The 18,106-nt window shown below is 74.1% G+C and carries 15 protein-coding genes; 10 read left to right on the forward strand and 5 right to left on the reverse strand.

Features of this window, described 5'->3' with window-relative positions; genetic code table 11:
- Positions 1 to 33 precede the first annotated feature (33 nt).
- The 8 genes from ACGFI7_RS29515 (at position 34) to ACGFI7_RS29550 (ending at position 7,824) form a co-directional block, all read left to right on the forward strand.
- Positions 34 to 867 carry a universal stress protein gene (locus ACGFI7_RS29515; RefSeq protein WP_393410149.1) on the forward strand — a complete coding sequence of 278 codons (834 nt, stop codon included), beginning with the start codon at positions 34 to 36 and terminating at the stop codon, positions 865 to 867.
- The gene (locus ACGFI7_RS29520; RefSeq protein WP_393410151.1) at positions 864 to 1,544 is read left to right on the forward strand and encodes an HPP family protein; all 681 of its coding nucleotides are present in this window, start codon (positions 864 to 866) and stop codon (positions 1,542 to 1,544) included. The genes ACGFI7_RS29515 and ACGFI7_RS29520 overlap by 4 nt, the downstream gene beginning before the upstream one ends.
- 14 nt (positions 1,545 to 1,558) lie before the next feature.
- Complete coding sequence (locus ACGFI7_RS29525) at positions 1,559 to 2,077, forward strand: flavodoxin family protein (RefSeq protein WP_393410153.1); 519 nt, start codon at positions 1,559 to 1,561, stop codon at positions 2,075 to 2,077.
- Between the two features lie 31 nt (positions 2,078 to 2,108).
- Entirely contained in the window at positions 2,109 to 2,822 is a 714-nt protein-coding gene (locus ACGFI7_RS29530) for a uridine kinase (protein WP_393410154.1), read from the forward strand.
- 91 nt (positions 2,823 to 2,913) lie between these two features.
- Complete coding sequence (locus ACGFI7_RS29535; protein ID WP_393410156.1) at positions 2,914 to 3,390, forward strand: universal stress protein; 477 nt, start codon at positions 2,914 to 2,916, stop codon at positions 3,388 to 3,390.
- Positions 3,391 to 3,531: 141 nt separating this feature from the next.
- Positions 3,532 to 6,024 carry a cation-translocating P-type ATPase gene (locus ACGFI7_RS29540; protein WP_393410158.1) on the forward strand — a complete coding sequence of 831 codons (2,493 nt, stop codon included), beginning with the start codon at positions 3,532 to 3,534 and terminating at the stop codon, positions 6,022 to 6,024.
- A gap of 178 nt (positions 6,025 to 6,202) precedes the next feature.
- Positions 6,203 to 7,054 (forward strand): universal stress protein, encoded by an 852-nt coding sequence (locus ACGFI7_RS29545; RefSeq protein ID WP_393410159.1) that lies wholly within the window; start codon positions 6,203 to 6,205, stop codon positions 7,052 to 7,054.
- Positions 7,051 to 7,824, forward strand: coding sequence for a DUF6544 family protein (locus ACGFI7_RS29550; RefSeq protein ID WP_393410160.1), 774 nt, complete (start codon positions 7,051 to 7,053; stop codon positions 7,822 to 7,824). Before ACGFI7_RS29545 ends, ACGFI7_RS29550 begins: the two co-directional genes overlap by 4 nt.
- On the opposite strand, the gene ACGFI7_RS29555 is transcribed toward ACGFI7_RS29550, so the two are convergent.
- The 3 genes from ACGFI7_RS29555 to ACGFI7_RS29565 are packed head-to-tail and all read right to left on the reverse strand — an operon-like array spanning position 7,815 to position 12,084.
- Positions 7,815 to 8,408, reverse strand: a complete 594-nt coding sequence (locus tag ACGFI7_RS29555) for a DinB family protein (protein ID WP_393410161.1) — start codon at positions 8,406 to 8,408, stop codon at positions 7,815 to 7,817. The two genes, ACGFI7_RS29550 and ACGFI7_RS29555, sit on opposite strands and share 10 nt — an antisense overlap.
- Complete coding sequence (locus ACGFI7_RS29560; RefSeq protein WP_393410162.1) at positions 8,405 to 11,338, reverse strand: pyridoxamine 5'-phosphate oxidase family protein; 2,934 nt, start codon at positions 11,336 to 11,338, stop codon at positions 8,405 to 8,407. Before ACGFI7_RS29560 ends, ACGFI7_RS29555 begins: the two co-directional genes overlap by 4 nt.
- Complete coding sequence (locus ACGFI7_RS29565) at positions 11,335 to 12,084, reverse strand: HAD family hydrolase (protein WP_393410164.1); 750 nt, start codon at positions 12,082 to 12,084, stop codon at positions 11,335 to 11,337. The genes ACGFI7_RS29560 and ACGFI7_RS29565 overlap by 4 nt, the downstream gene beginning before the upstream one ends.
- Before the next feature lie 166 nt (positions 12,085 to 12,250).
- Here ACGFI7_RS29565 and ACGFI7_RS29570 point away from each other — a divergent pair, with 166 nt between their 5' ends.
- Positions 12,251 to 12,907: a CBS domain-containing protein gene (locus tag ACGFI7_RS29570; protein WP_393410165.1), complete on the forward strand. Its 657-nt coding sequence runs from the start codon at positions 12,251 to 12,253 to the stop codon at positions 12,905 to 12,907.
- A 59-nt stretch (positions 12,908 to 12,966) separates the two neighbouring features.
- Here ACGFI7_RS29570 and ACGFI7_RS29575 read toward each other — a convergent pair whose 3' ends face one another.
- Positions 12,967 to 15,573 carry a GNAT family N-acetyltransferase gene (locus ACGFI7_RS29575; RefSeq protein ID WP_393410166.1) on the reverse strand — a complete coding sequence of 869 codons (2,607 nt, stop codon included), beginning with the start codon at positions 15,571 to 15,573 and terminating at the stop codon, positions 12,967 to 12,969.
- Positions 15,566 to 16,525 (reverse strand): Acg family FMN-binding oxidoreductase, encoded by a 960-nt coding sequence (locus ACGFI7_RS29580; protein ID WP_393410167.1) that lies wholly within the window; start codon positions 16,523 to 16,525, stop codon positions 15,566 to 15,568. Before ACGFI7_RS29580 ends, ACGFI7_RS29575 begins: the two co-directional genes overlap by 8 nt.
- A 198-nt stretch (positions 16,526 to 16,723) precedes the next feature.
- Here ACGFI7_RS29580 and ACGFI7_RS29585 point away from each other — a divergent pair, with 198 nt between their 5' ends.
- Entirely contained in the window at positions 16,724 to 18,100 is a 1,377-nt protein-coding gene (locus ACGFI7_RS29585) for a cytochrome ubiquinol oxidase subunit I (protein ID WP_393410168.1), read from the forward strand.
- Positions 18,101 to 18,106: the final 6 nt, after the last annotated feature.

Here is an 18,106-nt window from a genome sequence, read left to right on the forward strand (position 1 = left end):
GTGAGAGCGGAAGCACCGGGGAAGGAGACGCTGATGACCCGGCAGATCGTGGTGGCCGTGGACGGATCGGCGCCGGCGTCCGCGGCGGTGGAATGGGCCACCGCCGACGCCCGCCGCAAGGGACTGGGCCTGCGCATCGTCCACGTCTGCGAGCAGGGACAGCACGGCGCCGAACAGTGCGCCGACATCCTGGAGGTGGCCGCGGACCGGGCCCGCGCGCTCGGCGGCGGCATCGAGGTGACGACCGAGCTGCTCGCCGGCGGGGTCGCCGAGACGCTCCTCGCCGAGTCGGTCAAGGCCGACAGCCTCGTCATCGGCAGCCGCGGCCTCGGCGGGTTCAAGGGCCTGGTGCTGGGCTCGGTCGGCATGGCCGTCGCCGGGCACGCCGACGGCCCGGTGGTGGTCGTGCGCGGCCCCGCCGCCGAGACGCACGAGCGCGTCGTGGTCGGCTACGACGGCTCCCCGCACGCCGACGCAGCCATGGAGTACGCCATCGACCAGGCCCGCCGGCGCGACGCCGCACTGCACGTCGTGTACGGCTGGACCATGCCGGCGTTCTCCCCGTACGCGGTCGCGTACGACTCGCTCATCGAGGGCGTCATGCAGGAGGAGGAGCGCGCCGCGCGCGACCGCCTCACCCCCTGGCGCGAGCGCCACCCCGACGTGTGGATCACCGAGGCGCACGCCTGCGAACACCCCGTCGCCGCCCTGATCGAGGCCTCGAAGCGGGCCGACCTGGTCGTCGTCGGATCGCGCGGGCGGGGCGGGCTGGCCTCGGCCGTGCTCGGCTCCGTCAGCCACGGCGTGCTGCACCACGTCACCTGCCCCGTCGCCGTCGTCCGCCCGCGCCCGGAGGTGACCTCATGACCCGCACCGACACGCGTACCGAAGCCCGTGCCGAAGTACGTACCGACACGCGCACCGACACGCGCACCGACGCACGCACCGACATGCGCACCGACCTGCGCACCGAAGCCGGCGCCGACGCGCGCACCGGGACCCGTGCCGAACCGCGAACCGCCGCCTACCCGCACCCGCCCCCGGCTCCCGGCCGGGCGGCCCCGGGTGAGCGGCCCGGAGGGGTCGCGGGGCTGACCGCGAAGCAGGTGATGAGCCGCGTCCTGGTCGCCGTCGGCCCCGGCGAGTCGCCGCTGATGGCGTGGGAGCTGATGCGCCGCGCCGAGGTGCACCACCTGCCGGTCGTCGAGGGACGGCACGTGCTCGGCGTCCTGACCCGCGAGGACCTGGCCGCGACCTGGTCCGGCGGGCCGCACGAGCAGTCCGGACGCCAGGTCGGCTCGCTGCTGTCCGGCCGCCGTCGGCCGCGCGTCGGCCCCGGCGCCTCGCTGGCGCGGGTCGCGGCCGTGATGCTCGACGCCGCGTGCGACGCGGTGCCCGTGGTCGGCCGCGGTGGGATCGTCGGGCTGATCACCGCCCGCGACGTGCTGGCCGCCGTCGCCGGCCGGGTCGAGCCCTCGGACGACACCGACGAGCCGGGCGAGCTCATCACCGGCATGTTCCAGCTTCAACCCGTCCTTCCCTGATCAGGAGGCGCGCCATGTACGCGCTCGTCGTCTATGAGTCGATGTACGGCAACACCCGGCAGATCGCCGAGGCCATCGCCGAGGGGCTGGCCGAGCGGATGCGGGCCGAGGTGGTGGAGGTCGGCGCCGCGCCCGCCGTCATCGCCGAGGACGTGGCGCTGCTCGTGGTCGGCGGCCCCACGCACGCCTTCGCCATGAGCCGCGCCGGCACCCGCAGGTCCGCCGCGGAAGACGCCCCGGAAGGGCTGGTGTCCCGCGGCATCGGGATCCGCGAATGGCTGTCCGGCCTGCGCACCGGCTCCGCCCGGCTGGCCGCGGCCGCCTTCGACACCCGCGTCGCCAAGCCCCGCCTCCCGGGCTCGGCCGCCCGCGGCGCCGCCAACCGGCTGCGCCGCCTCGGCGTCAGGAGCGCCGCGCCGGCGCACAGCTTCTACGTGACCGGGACCAAGGGCCCGCTGCTGGCCGGAGAGCTGGACCGGGCCCGCCGGTGGGGCGAGACGCTCGCGGCGTCCTTCCCGGTCCCCGCCTCCTGAGGGCTCCCGGGGCTCCCGCTAGGTTGGACCGGTGCCCCCGATCCACCATTCAGTCTCCACCTGGCGGCAGCCTTGTCCGGGCCCCGCGTCCCCCGAGCGCGCCGCCCTGGTCGGCGAGATCGCCCGGCAGGTGCTGAGCCGAGGCGACGGCCGCCTGCTGGTCGGCGTCGACGGCCGCACCGCGTCGGGCAAGACGAGCTTCGGCCACGAGCTGGCCGCCTCGATCGCCGCCGCCGGCCGCCCGGTGCTGCGCGCCACCCTGGACGACTTCAAGCGGCCGTGGAAGGACCGTCACCTGTACGACAGGGAGTCCGGCGAAGGCTACTACCGCAACGCCTACGACTACGAGGCCGCCGAGCGCCTCCTGCTCGGCCCGTGCCGGTCACCGGCGGCCACCGCGTGCGCCCTGTGCTCGATCGACCCGCTCACCCAGGTGGACCATGCGGCCGTCACCACCCCGCTCACTCCCGACAGCGTGCTGATCGTGGACGGCGTGTTCGCCTTCCGGCCGGAGATCGACGCCTTCTGGGACTACCGCATACGGCTGCACGTGGACGAGGAGCTGTCCGTCGCCCGCGGCGCCGCCCGCGACCAGGACTGGGCCGGATCCGACGCCGAGGCCGTGCACCGCGACCGCTACCTGGTCGCCGAACGCGTCTACCTGCGGGAGGCGGACCCGCGGGCGCGCGTGGACGTCGTCGTGGACAACACCGACTTCGCCTCCCCGTACCTGGTGACCCGGTAACGGGACGGGGCGGGCCACACTGACGAAAGACCCATGAAGCAGGGCAGAACGGCCCTGCCGGACATGCCACCGGCTCCCCGATCATGGAGACATGGCAGATCAGGACATCGTGGTGGGCGTGGACGGCACCGGCGACGGTGACGCCGCTCTGATGTGGGCCGCCGACGAGGCCGGGCGGGCCCGGGCACGGCTGGTCGTCGTGCACGCCTGGGAGGCCGGGCCCGGCGGCTTCGCCCCGTACGCCCGCCCCATGACGAGGGCCGTCAAGGACAGGCGGGCCGAACAGGCCGAGCAGGTGCTGGAGCGGGCCCTGCTGCGGGTCCGGGCCGCGCGCCCCGACGTGGAGGTGACCGGGCGGACCGTCGAGGGCCGGCCGGAGACGGCGCTGCGGCACGCGGCGCGCGGAGCCGCGCTGCTGGTGCTCGGCTCGGCCGCGCACCGCGCGGGCGACGGCAGGCTCGGCGCGGTGCTGCTGGCCTGCCTGCGCTGGCCGCCCTGCCCCGTCGTCGTGGTCGGCGACGGCCAGACGGTGACCCGCCGGCCGCTCGCCGCCGCCGCGGCCTGCTGAACCCCTGGACCAGGCCGCCACCGGCCCGGGGCGACGGGGGCTCCCGGTTACTTCCCGGACCCTCCGCCATCTGATCTAGTGGAAGTGCTGTCGGGAACGACGACGGGGGGAGGAGCGCGGCGCATCACCCGCGCGCACCTGATGGACGCGACCACACCCACCACCGCGGGCCTGACCGAGGCCGAGGCCGTCTCCAGGCTCGCCGAGCACGGCCCCAACAAGCTGCCCGAGGCCAAGCCGCCGTCGCTGCCCGCGCGGGTGGTCCGCCAGCTCGCCGACCCGCTGTCCATCCTGCTGCTGATCGCGGGCGGGGTGACGCTCCTGGTGCTCAACGAGGTGCCGGAGGGGGCGGCGATCGTCGCCATCCTGATCGTGAACGTGGTCATCGGCGTCACCCAGGAGGTCAAGGCCGAGCAGGCGGTACGGTCCCTGGGCACGCTCACCGCGCCCATGGCCAAGGTGCGCCGCGACGGCACCGTACGCCGCATCGAGGCCGCCGGGGTGGTGCCCGGCGACGTGGTGGAGGTGGCCGCCGGAGACCGGGCGCCCGCCGACGCCCGGCTGGTCGAGGCGGTGTCGCTGGCCGTCAACGAGTCCATGCTCACCGGCGAGTCCCGCTCGGCGAACAAACGGGCCGGCGGCGCCGCCGAGGGTCCGCTCGGCGACCGCGACGGGATGCTGTTCTCCGGCACGCTGGTGGTGCACGGGTCCGGCCTGGCCGTGGTGGAGCACACCGGCTCAGGCACCGAGATGGGCCGCATCGCCACCGCCCTGCACACCCGGGTCAAGGGCCCGCTGGAGGTGGAGCTGGCCCAGGTGTCCAGGCGTATCGGCGTCCTGGCCGTCGCGGCCGGCGTCGTCATGGTCGTGCTCGGCCTGGCCAGGGGCGGCATCGCCTGGATCGACCTGGTGCTGGCCGGGGTGGCGCTGGCGATCGCCGCGGTGCCCGAGAGCATGGCGGCCGCCGTCACCACCGCGCTCGCGCTGGGCTCCCAGCGGATGGCGAAACTCGGCGTCATCGTCCGCAGGCTCTCCGCCATCCAGGCGCTCGGCGCCACCACCGTGATCGCCTCCGACAAGACCGGCACCCTGACCACCGGCCGCCTGACCGTGACCGAGCACGTCGAGCTGGCCGGGGAGAACCTGTGGCGGGCCGCCGTGCGCGCCAACGACGCCCACGACGGGGTCGGCGACGCGGTGGACGTGGCGCTGCTCGCCGCGGCGGCCGGGCGCGGGATCGTCGCGGACGAGCCCAGGCTCGCCACCCGCCCGTTCGACGCCGACATCCGCTCGATGGCGGCCGTCACCCGCGACGCCGGCACCGGACGCCCCGTGCTGACCGTCAAGGGCGCTCCCGAGGTGGTGCTGGCCCGCTGCGCGCCGGGCGAGGCCGGCCGGAGGCTGGCGGAGGCGGTCACCGAGCTGGCCCGCGAAGGGCTGCGGGTGCTGGCACTCGCCGAGAAGGACACCGACGACCTCGACGCGACCGGGCTGCGCCCCGTCGGCCTGGTCGGGCTCAGCGACGAGGTGCGCGCCTCAGCCCGCGACGCCATCACCGACTGCCGGCGCGGCGGCATCCGGGTCATGATGGTGACCGGCGACCACGCCGACACCGCCCGCGCCGTCGCCGTGGACGTCGGCATCGACCCCGACCCGGTCGTCTCCGGATCCGATCTCGACGGAGACGGAGACGGAGACGGGGACGGGGACGGGGACGGCCAGCCCGGCGAACGCGAGCGGCGGCTGCGCGAGGCGGGCGTGCTCGCCCGGGTCGACCCGAAGACCAAGCTCGACCTGGTGCGCGCGCTGCGCGCCGACGGCCAGGTGGTGGCGATGACCGGCGACGGCGTCAACGACGCCCCCGCCCTGCGCAACGCCGACGTCGGCATCGCCATGGCCGGCGACGAGGGCACCGACGTGGCCAGGGAGGCCGCCGCGGTCGTGGTCACCAACGGCGAGCTCGGCACCATCGTCACCGGCGTGCGCGAGGGCCGACGGCTGCACCGCAACGTCTCCTCCATGATCGGCTACCTGCTGGCGGGCAACCTGGCGGAGATCTTCCTCGTCCTGGTCGGCCTGTTCGCCTGGCCCGAGCTGGTCATCCCGCTGCTGCCGGTGCAGCTGCTCTGGATCAACCTGGTGCTCGACGGCATCCCGGCCATCGCGCTCGGCGTCGACCGCGCGCCCGGTGACCCGCTGGAGACCCGGCCCGGCCGCCACGGGCTGCTGACCGGCCTGGTGCTGGCCCGCATCGCGGTGCGCGCGCTCATCGTCGGCCTGCTCGCGTTCGCCGCCGTGGAGGTGGCCCGCTCGCTCGGCTGGAGCGAGGAACAGGTCAGGACCCAGGCGGTGCTCACGCTCGTGTTCGCCCGGCTGACCCTCGCCTACGTGGTGCGGGCCCGCCGCTGGACGTTCGAGAGCGGCTGGTGGCGAGGCCGCGCGATCATGGTCGCCGTGCTCGGCACGCTCGCCCTGCAGTGTGTGGTCACGCTCGTGCCGCAGGCCGGCGCGCTGCTCGCGCTGGTGCCGATCCCGCCGCTCGGCTGGGCCATGGCGGTCGCCGCCGCGCTGCTCACGCCGTTCCTCGTCGACCTCCTGCGTTCCCTCCCTTGGGTAAAACGGTTGTCCGGTTAAGGGCCGAAGGTCCTGAGGTGGGGGTGACGGATGCCTCTGTCCGGGTAGCAGCCGATCGGGTGAGGATGGATCCGCCGAGGGCCGATGGCCCCCGTCGGGAGCCCCCGGCGCGACCGGGAGTGCGGGCGGCAGGCGGCACGGGCCCTCGCCCGCGCTCCCGTACCCGAGGAGGCTGGACATGAGCAGACACGTCGTCGCGGGCGTGGACGGATCAGAACAGGCCGGCCTGGCGCTCGACTGGGCCGCCGCGGACGCCGGCCGGCGCGGGAAGGCGCTGCGCGTCGTGTACGTGCGCGAGCCCTGGATCCCCGAGCACCCCCTGTCGCAGGGAGGCGAGTCCCTGACCGAGCAGGCGAGGCTGCTGCTGGAACGCTCGGCGCGGCGGGCCCGCGAGCAGGCGCCCGGCCTGGAGGTCAGCACCGCCGTGGTCACCGGCGCGGTCGTGGAGCGGCTGCGTACCGAGTCCGAGACCGCCGACACCGTGGTCGTCGGCAGCCGCGGCCTGGGCGGGTTCGCCGGGCTGGTGCTCGGCTCCACCGGGCTCGGCCTGGCCGGACACGGGCCGGGACCGGTCGTGATCGTCAGAGGTCCGGCCCGCGGCGGCCACGACGAGGTCGTGGTCGGCTACGACGGCTCCGACGACGCCGACTGCGCCGTCGAGTACGCGATGGAGCAGGCCAGGGCCCGCGGCGCGCGGCTGCGCGTCGTCTACGGCAAGCGGCTCCCGGCGGGCAGCCCGCACCCCGTCGGGTTCGGGCCGCTGCCGCCGGAAGGCATCGAGGACGACTTCCCGCGGCGGTTGCGCCCGTGGCTGGAGAAGTATCCGGAGGTGGAGGCCGTGCAGGTCGTCGTGGCCGGGCACCCGGTGCCCGCGCTGGCCGCGGCCTCGCGTACCGCCGACCTGGTCGTGGTCGGCACCCGCGGGCTGGGCGGGTTCGCCACCACCATGCTCGGCTCCGTCAGCCACGGGGTGCTGCACCGCGCCCACTGCCCGGTCGCCGTGGTACGGCCCCGGGAGCGGACGCCATGACCGTCATCGTCTCGCCGCCGCACCTGACCAGCCAGGCCCGGCGCGACTGGGACTGCCTGCAGACGGCGACCGGCGGGGCGCCGCGCTTCGACCCCGGCCAGGCGGACCCGCTGCCCGGCGCGGCCCGCCGCTGGGTGCTGCACGCCATCGCCCCCGGCACCCCGCTGCTGCGCTCGGTCGTGCTGCGCTCGCGCGGCGAGATCAAGCTCGGCACCTGGCGGCGCTTCCACGCCACCCAGGCGCTGGAGCCCATGGAGGGCTTCGTCTGGGCCGCCACCGCCTGGATCGGGCTGCTGCCGGTGCACGGGTTCGACCGCTACCACGACGGCGTGGGGGAGATGCGCTGGCGGATGCTGGACGCCCTGCCCATGATGTCCGGCTCGGACCACGACATCACCCGCAGCGCTGCGGGCCGGCTGGCCTGCGAGTTCGTGCTGGCCCCGGCTGCCGCCCTGGACCCGCGCATCCGGTGGAAGCACGTCGACCGGCACGAGTCGATCGCCAGCCTGCCGATCGGCGACGAGGACTTCGACGTCCGGCTCGCCGTGGCCGACGACGGCCGGCTCACCGAGGTCACCGTCTCCCGCTGGGGAAACCCTGACGGCGGCGGTTACCGGCGCCACCCGTTCGGCGTCGTCTGCGGGCGGGAGGCGGTCTTCGACGGCTTCACCATCCCGGTGGCGCTGCGCGGCGGCTGGTGGCCGGGCACCGAACGGTGGGCCGAGGGCGAGTTTATCCGCTTCACCGTCGAGGACGCCGTCTACCGGTGACCCGCCCGGCGGGCCGCCTCCTCCACCCGCGCGTGGTGGGCCGCCCACCAGGCGCCGTCGCCCGGCGGCAGGTTGGCGTTGCCGGCGCGCAGCCCCGCCGAGCCGTCGACCAGCTCGCGGACGATGTCGGCGTGGCCCGCGTGGCGATGGGTCTCGGCGATCATATGGACCACGAGGCGGTGCAGCGTGGTCCGGCGGCTCTCCGGTCTCCACCACGGGATCTCGCACGGATGGCCGAGGTCGAGCGCCTCGATCGTGGCGTCGGAGTTGGCCCAGACCCGGCGGTAGGAGCCGACGATGTCCTCCCGCGTCTCCTCGGGCGTCGCCCACAGATCGGAGTTGGGCTCGGCGTCGTCCGCCAGGGCCGCCTCCAGCCAGGGCAGCGGCTCGGGGAGCCGGCGGCCGAACACGTGCCCCAGGTAGAGCAGCTCGGTGGCCGCGACGTGCTTGACCAGCCCCAGCAGGTTGGTCGCGGTCGGCGTCAGCGGCCTGCGCGCGTCGTACTCCGTGAGCCCGTCGAGCTTCCACACCAGCGCCTCGCGCGCCTCACGCAGGTAGTCGCGCAGGACGTCCTTGTCCGTCACAGGCTGTGGATCCGGCGGCCGGTGACGTGCTGCGGGACGATGCGGATGTGCAGCAGGCGCTCGCCGCCCGCCCACGGCGACACGCCGGCGTCGCTCACCTGGGCCGCCTCCTCGTCGGAGATGTGGTGGTAGGGCCCCTGGACGAGCACGCTCCAGCCTTCGCGGCGCACCTCGTCGATCCGGTCGACCTCGAACCCGACCATGACCTCCACGCCTTCGAGGCCGGTGCGCAGGTCGCGGTCCATCGCCCCGCCGTGGGCGGTGCGGAAGATGATCGAGCCTTCGTGGAGCCGGTAGTTGACGGGCAGGATCGTCGGGCCGTGCGAGCCGTTGAACGCCACCCGGCCGACGCCGCCGGGCGCGATCAGCCGCAGGCACTCCTCGCGGTCCAGCGTCTCCAGCACGGGCGAGGCCGCCGCCGGGCCGTGACCCGGAGGCCGGTCCATGCCGCCGCCCAGGAGATCGTCCGTCGTGACGCCGAGCGCGCCGGCCAGCCGGGCGATCGTCTCGGCCGTCGGGCTGCCGGGGCTCTCCTCCAAATACTCCACGTAGCCCGGGCTCACGGCCGCCCGCTCGGCGACCTGCTCGCGCGTCAGCCCGAGGCGCTCGCGGTGATGCGCGATGCGGCGTCCGAGGTCGCCGGTGCCTGCCATGGTCGTTCCTCCCGTGTCGAAGGCTGGTCTGAAGGTGAAGGTGCGGCCGGTGCCGCGGGCGAGCGTCTCCCCGTCGACCCGCACCGTGCCGTCGCGGGCCTCGATCTCGAACCGTACGCCGCGCACCCGGACGGGCAGCGACAGCGTGCCGAGCCGGTCGGGCAGGAGCGGATCGAGACGCAGCCCGTCGTCACGCACCTCCAGCCCCAGATAGCACCGCTGCAACAGATCGAGCGTACCGGCCATGGCGCCGAGGTGGATGCCCTCCTCGGTCGTGCCGCCCTGAACGTCCGCGATGTCGCTCATCAGCGCCTCGACGAGCAGGTCCCACGACGCGGCCCGGTCGGTCCTGGCCAGCACCCACGCGTGCACGACCGCGCTGAGCGTGGAGCCGTGGCTGGTCCGTTCCAGGTAGTACGCGATCGTCCGCCGGATCAGGCCCTGGTCCGCCGGGTAGCCGAGCCGGTCCAGGATGGCCAGCAGCTCGTCGTCGGTCAGCAGGTAGCACAGCATCAGCGTGTCGGCCTGCTTGGCCGCCTTGTAGCGGTTGACGTCGTCGCCCTCGGCGTCCAGCACCCGGTCCAGGCGGCGCACCCCCCGGTAGCGTTCCCAGTCGAGCTCGAGCAGGTCGGCGTAGCCGGTGAACTGGCTGATCACGCCGTCGTGGAAGTCGACCCGCATGCGGCGGGTGATGTCCGCCCAGCGGGCCGGCTCCCGGTGGTCCACGCCCGGCACCGTGGGGGCGATCTCCAGGGCCCGCTGGAGCAGCCACACCGTCATGATGTTGGTGTAGGCGTTGTTGTCCAGGCCGGGGGAGTCGGCGCCCGGACAGCCCGTCTGATACTCGTCAGGGCCCATCACGCCGCGGATCTCGTAGCGGCCCGAGGCGGGGTCGAGCACGGCCAGCGAGGCGAAGAACCGGGTGATCTCGACGAGCAGCTCCGCGCACCAGCCGGGCATGGTGCCGGTGGCCAGGTGGTACTGCCAGACGTTGTAGGCGATGGCCAGGCCGACGTGCCGCTGCAGGTGGGAGGTGTCGGGCAGCCAGCGGCCCGACTCCGGGTTGAGGTGCAGCCGCTGGGTCTCCTCGCGCCCGTCGCTGCCGCTCTGCCAGGGGAACATCGCGCCGTCGTACCCTGCGGCGCGGGCGGCGGCGCGCGCCTCGGTCAGCCGCCGCCACCGGTAGCGCAGCGCGCCGCGGGAGACCTCGGGGAAGCGCAGGTTCAGCCACGGCAGGACGAACAGCTCGTCCCAGAAGACGTGCCCCCGGTAGGCCTCGCCGTGCAGGCCGCGGGCGGGCACCCCGGCGTCCAGGTCGGCGGTGTGCGGCGACATCGTCTGCAGCAGGTGGAACACGTGCAGGTGGACCGCCTGGGCGAGCTCCGGCTCGCTGACGTCCATGCGGGCGCACTCCCACAGCCGGTCCCACGCGGTGGTGTGGCGGGCCAGCAGCTCGTCGAAGCGGGGCGCGAGCCGCACGTGCCGGACGGCCGCCGAGCGGGGGTCGTGCACGGCGGGGTCGCGCGAGGTCACCAGCGCCACCACCTTGGACACCCGGGCCGTCTCCCCCTCCACCAGGTCGAGCGTGCGGACGGAGGCGACCTGGGCGCGGCCGGCGGTCACCTCCGGCTTCCCCGGCGCGTCCACCCGGGCGGCGAGCGCGACCGTGACGCGCGAGGAGCGGGTCGTGGCGGTCAGCCAGGTCAAGTCGTCCTCGGCGCCCGTCGCGTGGTCGGTCAGGTGATCGCCGCGCAGGTCGCGGTAGCGGGCCACGCCGTCGTTGCGCACGTCGCCGTCGAGCGCCGAGCGCACCCGCAGCGGGCCGGACCAGTTCTCCGCCGTGAACGTGGTCTCCAGCGCCGCGAGGGTGGAGTCGGCCATGGACACGATGCGTCGCTGCCGCACCCGGGTGATCCGGCCCTCCGGGTCACGCCAGCGCAGCTCCCGCGTCAGCACGCCCTCGCGCAGGTCGAGGGTGTGCCGGTACTCCGGCAGGTCGGCGCCCTCCGGATGGAAGTAGTCGCAGCCCGGGGTGGCGAAGGTCAGCGGCAGCCAGTCGGGCAGGTTGACGAGGTCCTCGTTGGTGACGGTGTGCCCGGCCACGGAGGAGGTGAGCCGGTCGTAGACGCCGGCCGCGTACGTGCCGGGGGTGCGGCGCAGCCCGTCAGGGGTGGCGCCGCGGGTGGCGAAGCGCCCGTTGCCGAGCGTGCACAACGCCTCCCGCAGCCTCTCGCGATCCGGGTCGAAGCCCTCGTACGCGAGGATCCAGGGCGTCATCGACGGCCCACCGGCACCCGCCCGGCCACGGCCAGCTCGGCCAGATCGTGCACGACCACGTCGGCTCCCGCCCGTAGCATCGCCTGGGCCTGCGCCTTGGCCCGGTCGACGGCCACCACCAGCCCGAAGCCGCCCCGGCGGCCGGCCTCCACGCCCGGCAGCGAGTCCTCCACGACCGCCACCTCGGCGGCGGGCGGGCCGAGCCGGTGCGCGGCCTCCAGGAACAGCGCCGGGTCCGGCTTGCCGGGAAAGCCCAGGCGGGCCGCGTCGTTGCCGTCGACGAGCACGTCGAACAGGTGCAGCAGGCCAGAGGACGAGATGACCGCGCGGCAGTGCCTGCTCGCCGACACCACGGCCGTGCGGCAGCCCCGGTTGCGCAGCTCGTGCAGCAGCGCCACCGTGGACGGGAACGCGGCCACGCCGTGCTCGGCGATCTGCCGCACGAACAACTCGTCCTTGGCCATGCCGAGCCCGTGCACGGTCGGCGCGCCCGGCTCGTCCTCCGGGCCGCCCTCGGGCAGCGTGATGTCGCGCGAGGCCAGGAAGGTGCGCACGCCGTCCAGGCGGGGCCGCCCGTCCACGTAGCGCAGGTAGTCGTCGCGGATGTCGAACGGGGCGGACCGGCCGCGCAGGAAGCGGTCGAAGACGTGCTTCCAGGCGGCGGCGTGCACTCTCGCGGTGTCGGTGACCACGCCGTCGGTGTCGAAGACCACGGCGCGCAGCGTGTTGAGGTCGATCGCGGCCATGTCCAGGACGCTACCCGCGAGTCACCGCCCCATCCATGGCCGTAGGCCACGTCCCGCGGGACCTCCGGACCCGCGTCCGCTCCGGTCTTAGGTCCCCGCCGGTCGGGACCTTCGGCGCTGCCGGTGCCCGCCCCCATGACGGATCGTGGAACTGGAAGGAGGCATCATGACCATTCACGTCAAGGACGTCATGGGACGGGTCGCCATAGCGGTGCTGGAGGACGCGTCCTTCAGCGAGATCATCGGCGCCATGAAGCGCTACGCCGTCGGGGCCGTGACCGTGATCGACGCCGACCGCCGCCCTGTCGGCGTGGTGTCGGAGGATGACCTGCTGCTCAAGGAGATCGACCCGGTACGGCACAGCGTGTCCATCTTCGAGAGCCCTCGGCAACGGCGGGAGCACGAGAAGGCCGCCGGCATCAGGGCCCGTCAGCTGATGACCTCCCCGGCCGTCACCGTCACCCCCGGCATGACCGTCAGGGACGCCGCCCGGCTGATGCACGACCGGCGCATCAAGCAGGTGCCGGTGATCGATCCGGTCACCGGCCGCATCGCCGGCACCCTGCACCAGCGCGACGTGCTGCGGGTGTTCACCCGCCCGGCCGCCGACATCGAGGCCGACGTGCGCGCCAGGATGCCGGAGGGCTGCGGCTTCACCGTCCGGGTGGAGCAGGGCGTCGTCACCCTGGCCGGCCGGGTCCGGTGGACCTCCCAGGCCGTCGCGGCCGTCGAAGCCGCCCGGTCCGTCGAGGGCGTGGTCGACGTCGTGGACGAGCTCGCGCACGACAAGGAGGACCTCGTGGTCGTCCCGCCGCTGATGTAGACCGGAAGAAACGGAAGGGGGGCCGCCCGGCGGGGCGGCCCCCCTTCTCGCGTCGCGTCTCAGCGCAGGCGGCGCAGCAGCGGCGACGGCGGCGCCTGGGCCGGGGCGACCCGGATCCGCACGTCCACGGTCGCCGCGCCGTCCGGCGTCACGATGACCGGGTTCAGGTCCAGCTCGGCGACCTGGGGCAGGTCCTCCAGCAGGCGGCTGATCCGGGCCACCTGCCCGGCCAGCGCCGCCACGTCGGCCGGCGGCGCGCCGCGGTAGCCGTGCAGCAGCGGCGCGCACCGCAGCTCGTCGATCAGCTCCCTGGCCGTGGCCGGGCCCACCGGCGGCACCCGGAAGGCGCGGTCGGCCAGCAGGTCGGCCGTCACGCCGCCCATCCCCACCATGACCAGCGGCCCGAAGACCGGATAGTTGACGCCGCCGACGATGATCTCGACCCCGGCGGGGAGCATCCGCTGCACGATCGCGCCCGTCATCTCCGGCCCGATCCTGGCGGACATGTCCTGGTAGGCGGCGCGCACGTCCTCGGCCGTCCGCAGCCCCAGCCGGACGCCGCCGACGTCGCTCTTGTGCACCGGCCCGGTGACCTTGAGCACCGCGGGCAGCCCGACCCTGGCGGCGGCCTCGGCCGCGGCGTCGGCGTCGTGCACCGGCACCGCCTCGGCCACGTCCACGCCGTAGCAGCGGAGCAGCCGGTTGGCCTCCTCGGGGGAGAGCCATCCGCCGTCGGGGTCCTGCCGCAGCCGCTCGTGCACGATCGCCCGGGCGGACTCCACGTCGGCGGCGGGCGGCTCCTCGTGCGCGGGCAGTGGGCGGGCCCGCCACTCGGCGTACCGCACGGCCTGGGCCAGCGCCTTGATGGCCTGCTCGGGGAAGGCGTAGCTGGGCACGTGGCCGTCGATCACGCCGTCGTGGCCGACCACGCAGGCCAGGACGGGCTTCGCGGAGCCGGACGCGGCGGAGGCGATGGCCTTGCGGGTGGCCTCCAGCCCGGAGCCGAACGGCGGCGTGTAGACCACGAGGACCGCGTCCACCTCGGACGAGCCCGCGACCGCCGCGATGGCGGCGCCGAGCTCCTCCGCGCCGGCGTCGGCGGTGAGGTCGACGGGGTTGCCGACGGCGGCGTTGCCGCGTGCCTTGATCAGCCCGGCCGGCAGCTCGGGCACGGACAGCCCGGCCGCCTCGCAGGCGTCGGCCGCCATCGCCTCCGGCCCGCCGGAGTTGCCGACGATGGCCACCCGCCGCCCGGCGGGCAGCGGCTGCGTGGACAGCAGCCGGGCGGTGTCGATCAGCTCGTGCACGCTGTCGAGCCGGATCACGCCGGAGGCGCGCACCAGCGCGTCCACGGCCACGTCCGGGGTGGCGGCGGCGGCCGTGTGGGAGCGGACCGCCCGGTCGCCGGCGCCCGTGCGGCCGCTCTTGACCAGCAGGATCGGCTTCTTGCGGCCGACCCGCCCGGCGATGCGGGCGAACTTGCGCGGGTTGCCGAACGACTCCAGATACAGGGCGATGACGTCGGTGTTCTCGTCGTCCTCCCAGTACTCCAGCAGGTCGTTGCCGCTCACGTCGGCCTTGTTGCCGACCGAGACGAACATGGACACGTCCAGCCGTTCCAGCAGCGCGGCGGCCACCGCGCCCGACTGCGACACCAGCCCCACCCGGCCCTCGGTCGGGGTGATGGGCAGGAAGCTGGCGTTGAGCCGGGCGTGGCTGTTGACCACGCCCAGGCAGTTCGGGCCGATCAGGCGGATGCCTGCGCCGCGGCACACGCGCAGGATCTCCACCTCCGCGCCGGGCTGCCCCGCCTCGGCGAAACCGGAGGTCAGCACGACGAGCCCGGCCACGCCCGCCTCGGCGCAGTCGCGGGTCACGCGCAGCACCGCCTGGGCGGGCACCGCCACGATGGCCAGGTCCACCGGGCCGGGCGCCGCCAGCACGCTGGGGTAGGCGGTGAGACCGGCGATCTCGTCCGCGCTCGGGTTGATCGGGTGGACGGGGCCGGTGAAGCCGCCGTCGATCAGGTTGCGCAGCGCCGTGTGACCGACGGACGAAGGGTCACGGCCGGCGCCGATCACCGCGACCGAGCGCGGCAGCAGCACCCGGGCCAGCGAGGCGCGCTCCGCCTCGTGGTCGCGGGCCTCGATCTCGGACCGCAGCCGTGGCGTGACCCGCGCGTCGATGACGACCCGCCAGTTGCCGTCGGCGTACTCCTGGGTGCTGTCGAGCCCCAGGTCGCGCAGCACGTTGATCATCGTCTTGTTCTCGGCCAGCACGTCGGCGACCAGCGTGCGCACCCCGTTCGCGGCCGCGTCCACCGCGACGTGCTCCAGCAGGAGCGTGCCCAGCCCGACGCCGTGCACCGCGTCGTCCAGCAGGATCGCCAGCTCGGCGGCGCCGTCGCCGGACGGGATGTACTCCGCGACCGCGACCAGCTGATCACGGACCGTGGCCACCAGCGCGTGTCCCCGGTAGTCAGGACCGGTGATGCGGTCCATGTAGGCGTGCGCGGTGGTCCGTCCTCCGGTGAAGAACCGCAGGTAGGCCGAGCGGGCGGACGAGCGGTCCACCAGCTCGTGCAGGGCCTGCCGGTCCTCGGCGTGCAGCGGGCGCACCCGCGCGATGCCGCCGTCGCGGAGCAGGACGTCGTATCCGTCAAGCATCTGTCATCTCCAGTTCGCCGGCCGGGCGGCGGGGGCTACCCGGGACGTGCGGTCCGTAACCGAGCCTGATGATCATCTGGGCGTGGCCGCGGCGGTGGTGCGGGTCCCGGCGACCGCGCATGTCGCGCAGGTCGAGCGGCTGGTTCAGGAACGAGGCGGACAGCCCGTGCTTGGTCGCGGTCAGCAGCACGCGCTGCAGCGCCTGCCCGGCCCGCAGCCAGTCGATCGGCCGGTCGCCGGGCGTCGTCAGCACGACGAGCTGCGGGTGCTCCTCGAACGGCGCGTCCCGCTCGTGCCTGCCGAAGTCGCGCACCGGCCCCGGGTCCCTGGTCGGGCGCGGGCCCTGGGCGTAACCGGGCACGCCGTCGAAGCGCGCGCCCGGCATCGTCCAGGCCGCCAGCTCGGCCTGGTAGGCGCGATCGCGGGACAGCTCGTCCTCCGCCAGTGCCACATGATCCAGCATCTCAGCCGCGCAGTCCCCGTCCAACGGCACCAGGGTGGCGCCCTCTCGCGAGGCGGCGATGCGCAGGTCGCCCAGCACCGACGGCGGCACCGGCCGGCCGGAGTACGGCTCGCGGTTGGTGCGGCGGGCCGGGATCAGCTCGTACAGCTCGCGGTTCTCCGCGGTGGCGGGACGGCCCTCGGCGACGCGCACGGCGGCCATCAGCAGCGGGTTCTCCGGGTCGGGCAGCGGCCACACGATGGGGCGCCGGCCCACGTGGCGCACCGCGAGCCGCAGGTTGAACAGGGCGGCGCCGCAGCTCACGGTCATGGAGCGGCCGCGCGGGTCGGCCACCCGCAGCCGGCGGGCGGGGTCGGCCAGCAGCTCGATGTGCCGCCCTGGCACGACGTGGAAGCGCCACGGCTGGGTGTTGCAGACCGAAGGCGCCTGGCCGGCCGCGAGGAGCAGCCGCCGGACGCCGAGACCGGTGCTCACGAGGGTTGGGGACATGACGCACCTCCTGCCTCCGACCCTGTCGCGGGCGCGCGCCGACCGGCAGGGGCGGAGGACCCGCGAGCGATGTGTCCAAAGTCCCTGCCCCGCTTCCCACCGGGGGAGAAAGGAGCCGTTCGGCCGGGCCGAAGGTCCTTCGGGGAAGGGTCCGCCGACCCTACGAAGCGGCTCTGACCTGGCACGAAGCTGATGGTCATGGACGTGCTGGATCTTTCCCGGTGGCAGTTCGGCATCACGACCGTCTACCACTTCCTTTTCGTGCCGCTCACCATCGGCCTGTCGATCCTCGTGGCCGGCTGGCAGACCGCGTGGTACCGCACGAAGAAGCCGGAGTACCTGCGCCTGACCAAGTTCTTCGGGCGGCTCTTCCTGATCAACTTCGCCATGGGCGTGGTGACCGGCATTGTGCAGGAGTTCCAGTTCGGCATGAACTGGAGTGACTACTCCAGATTCGTGGGCGACGTCTTCGGGGCGCCGCTGGCGATGGAAGGCCTCATGGCGTTCTTCCTGGAGTCCACCTTCCTCGGGCTGTGGATCTTCGGCTGGGACAAGCTGCCGCCCAAGATCCACCTGGCCACCATCTGGACCGCCGCCATCGGCACCAACATCTCCGCCTACTTCATCCTGGCGGCCAACTCGTGGATGCAGCACCCGGTCGGCTACACGATCAACAACGGCCGGGCCGAGCTCACCGACATCTGGGCCGTGCTCACCAACCCGACCACGCTCGTCACGTTCCCGCACGTGATCTTCGGCGCGTTCCTCACCGCCGCCGCGTTCGTGCTCGGCGTCAGCGCCTGGTTCCTGCTGCGCGGCAGGCAGGTCCCCATCTTCCGCCCGGCCACCCGCGCGGCGCTGGTCGTCGCCCTCGTCTCGGCCGCCGGCGTGTCCTTCACCGGGCACTGGCAGGCCCAGCTCATGACCGAGCAGCAGCCGATGAAGATGGCCGCCGCCGAGGCGCTGTGGGAGGACGAGAAGTCCGCGGGCTTCTCCCTGTTCGCCGTCGGCGACGTCGAGAACGGCCGCAACCACGTCAACGTCCAGATCCCGTTCGGGCTCAGCCTCCTGGCCACCAACACCCTCGACGGCGAGGTCGAGGGCATCAACGACATCCAGAAGCGCTACGAGGCCATGTACGGGCCCGGTGACTACGTGCCCGTGGTCGGGATCGCGTACTGGTCGTTCAGATTCATGATCGGGTTCGGCATGCTGGCCGGCGGGCTCGCCCTGCTCGGGCTCTGGCTGACCAGGAAGGGACGGCTGCCCGACGGGCCGTGGTTCCACCGGCTGGCCATCCTCGGCATCGGGCTGCCGTTCCTGGCCAACACCATGGGCTGGATCTTCACCGAGATGGGCCGCCAGCCGTGGACGGTGTTCGGCCTCATGCGCACCGCCGCCGCCGTCTCACCCGGCGTCGACGTCACGTCCGTCGCGATCACGCTCGTCGGCTTCACCCTGGTGTACGCGATCCTCGCCGTCATCGAGATCCGGCTGCTGCTGAAGTTCATCAAGCTCGGCGCCGAGGAGCAGCCGGACGCCGAGCCCGAGGCCGTCCCCGCCCTGAGCTACTGAGGATCA

Source organism: Nonomuraea sp. NPDC048826 (genome assembly GCF_043198225.1).
GTDB lineage: Bacteria > Actinomycetota > Actinomycetes > Streptosporangiales > Streptosporangiaceae > Nonomuraea.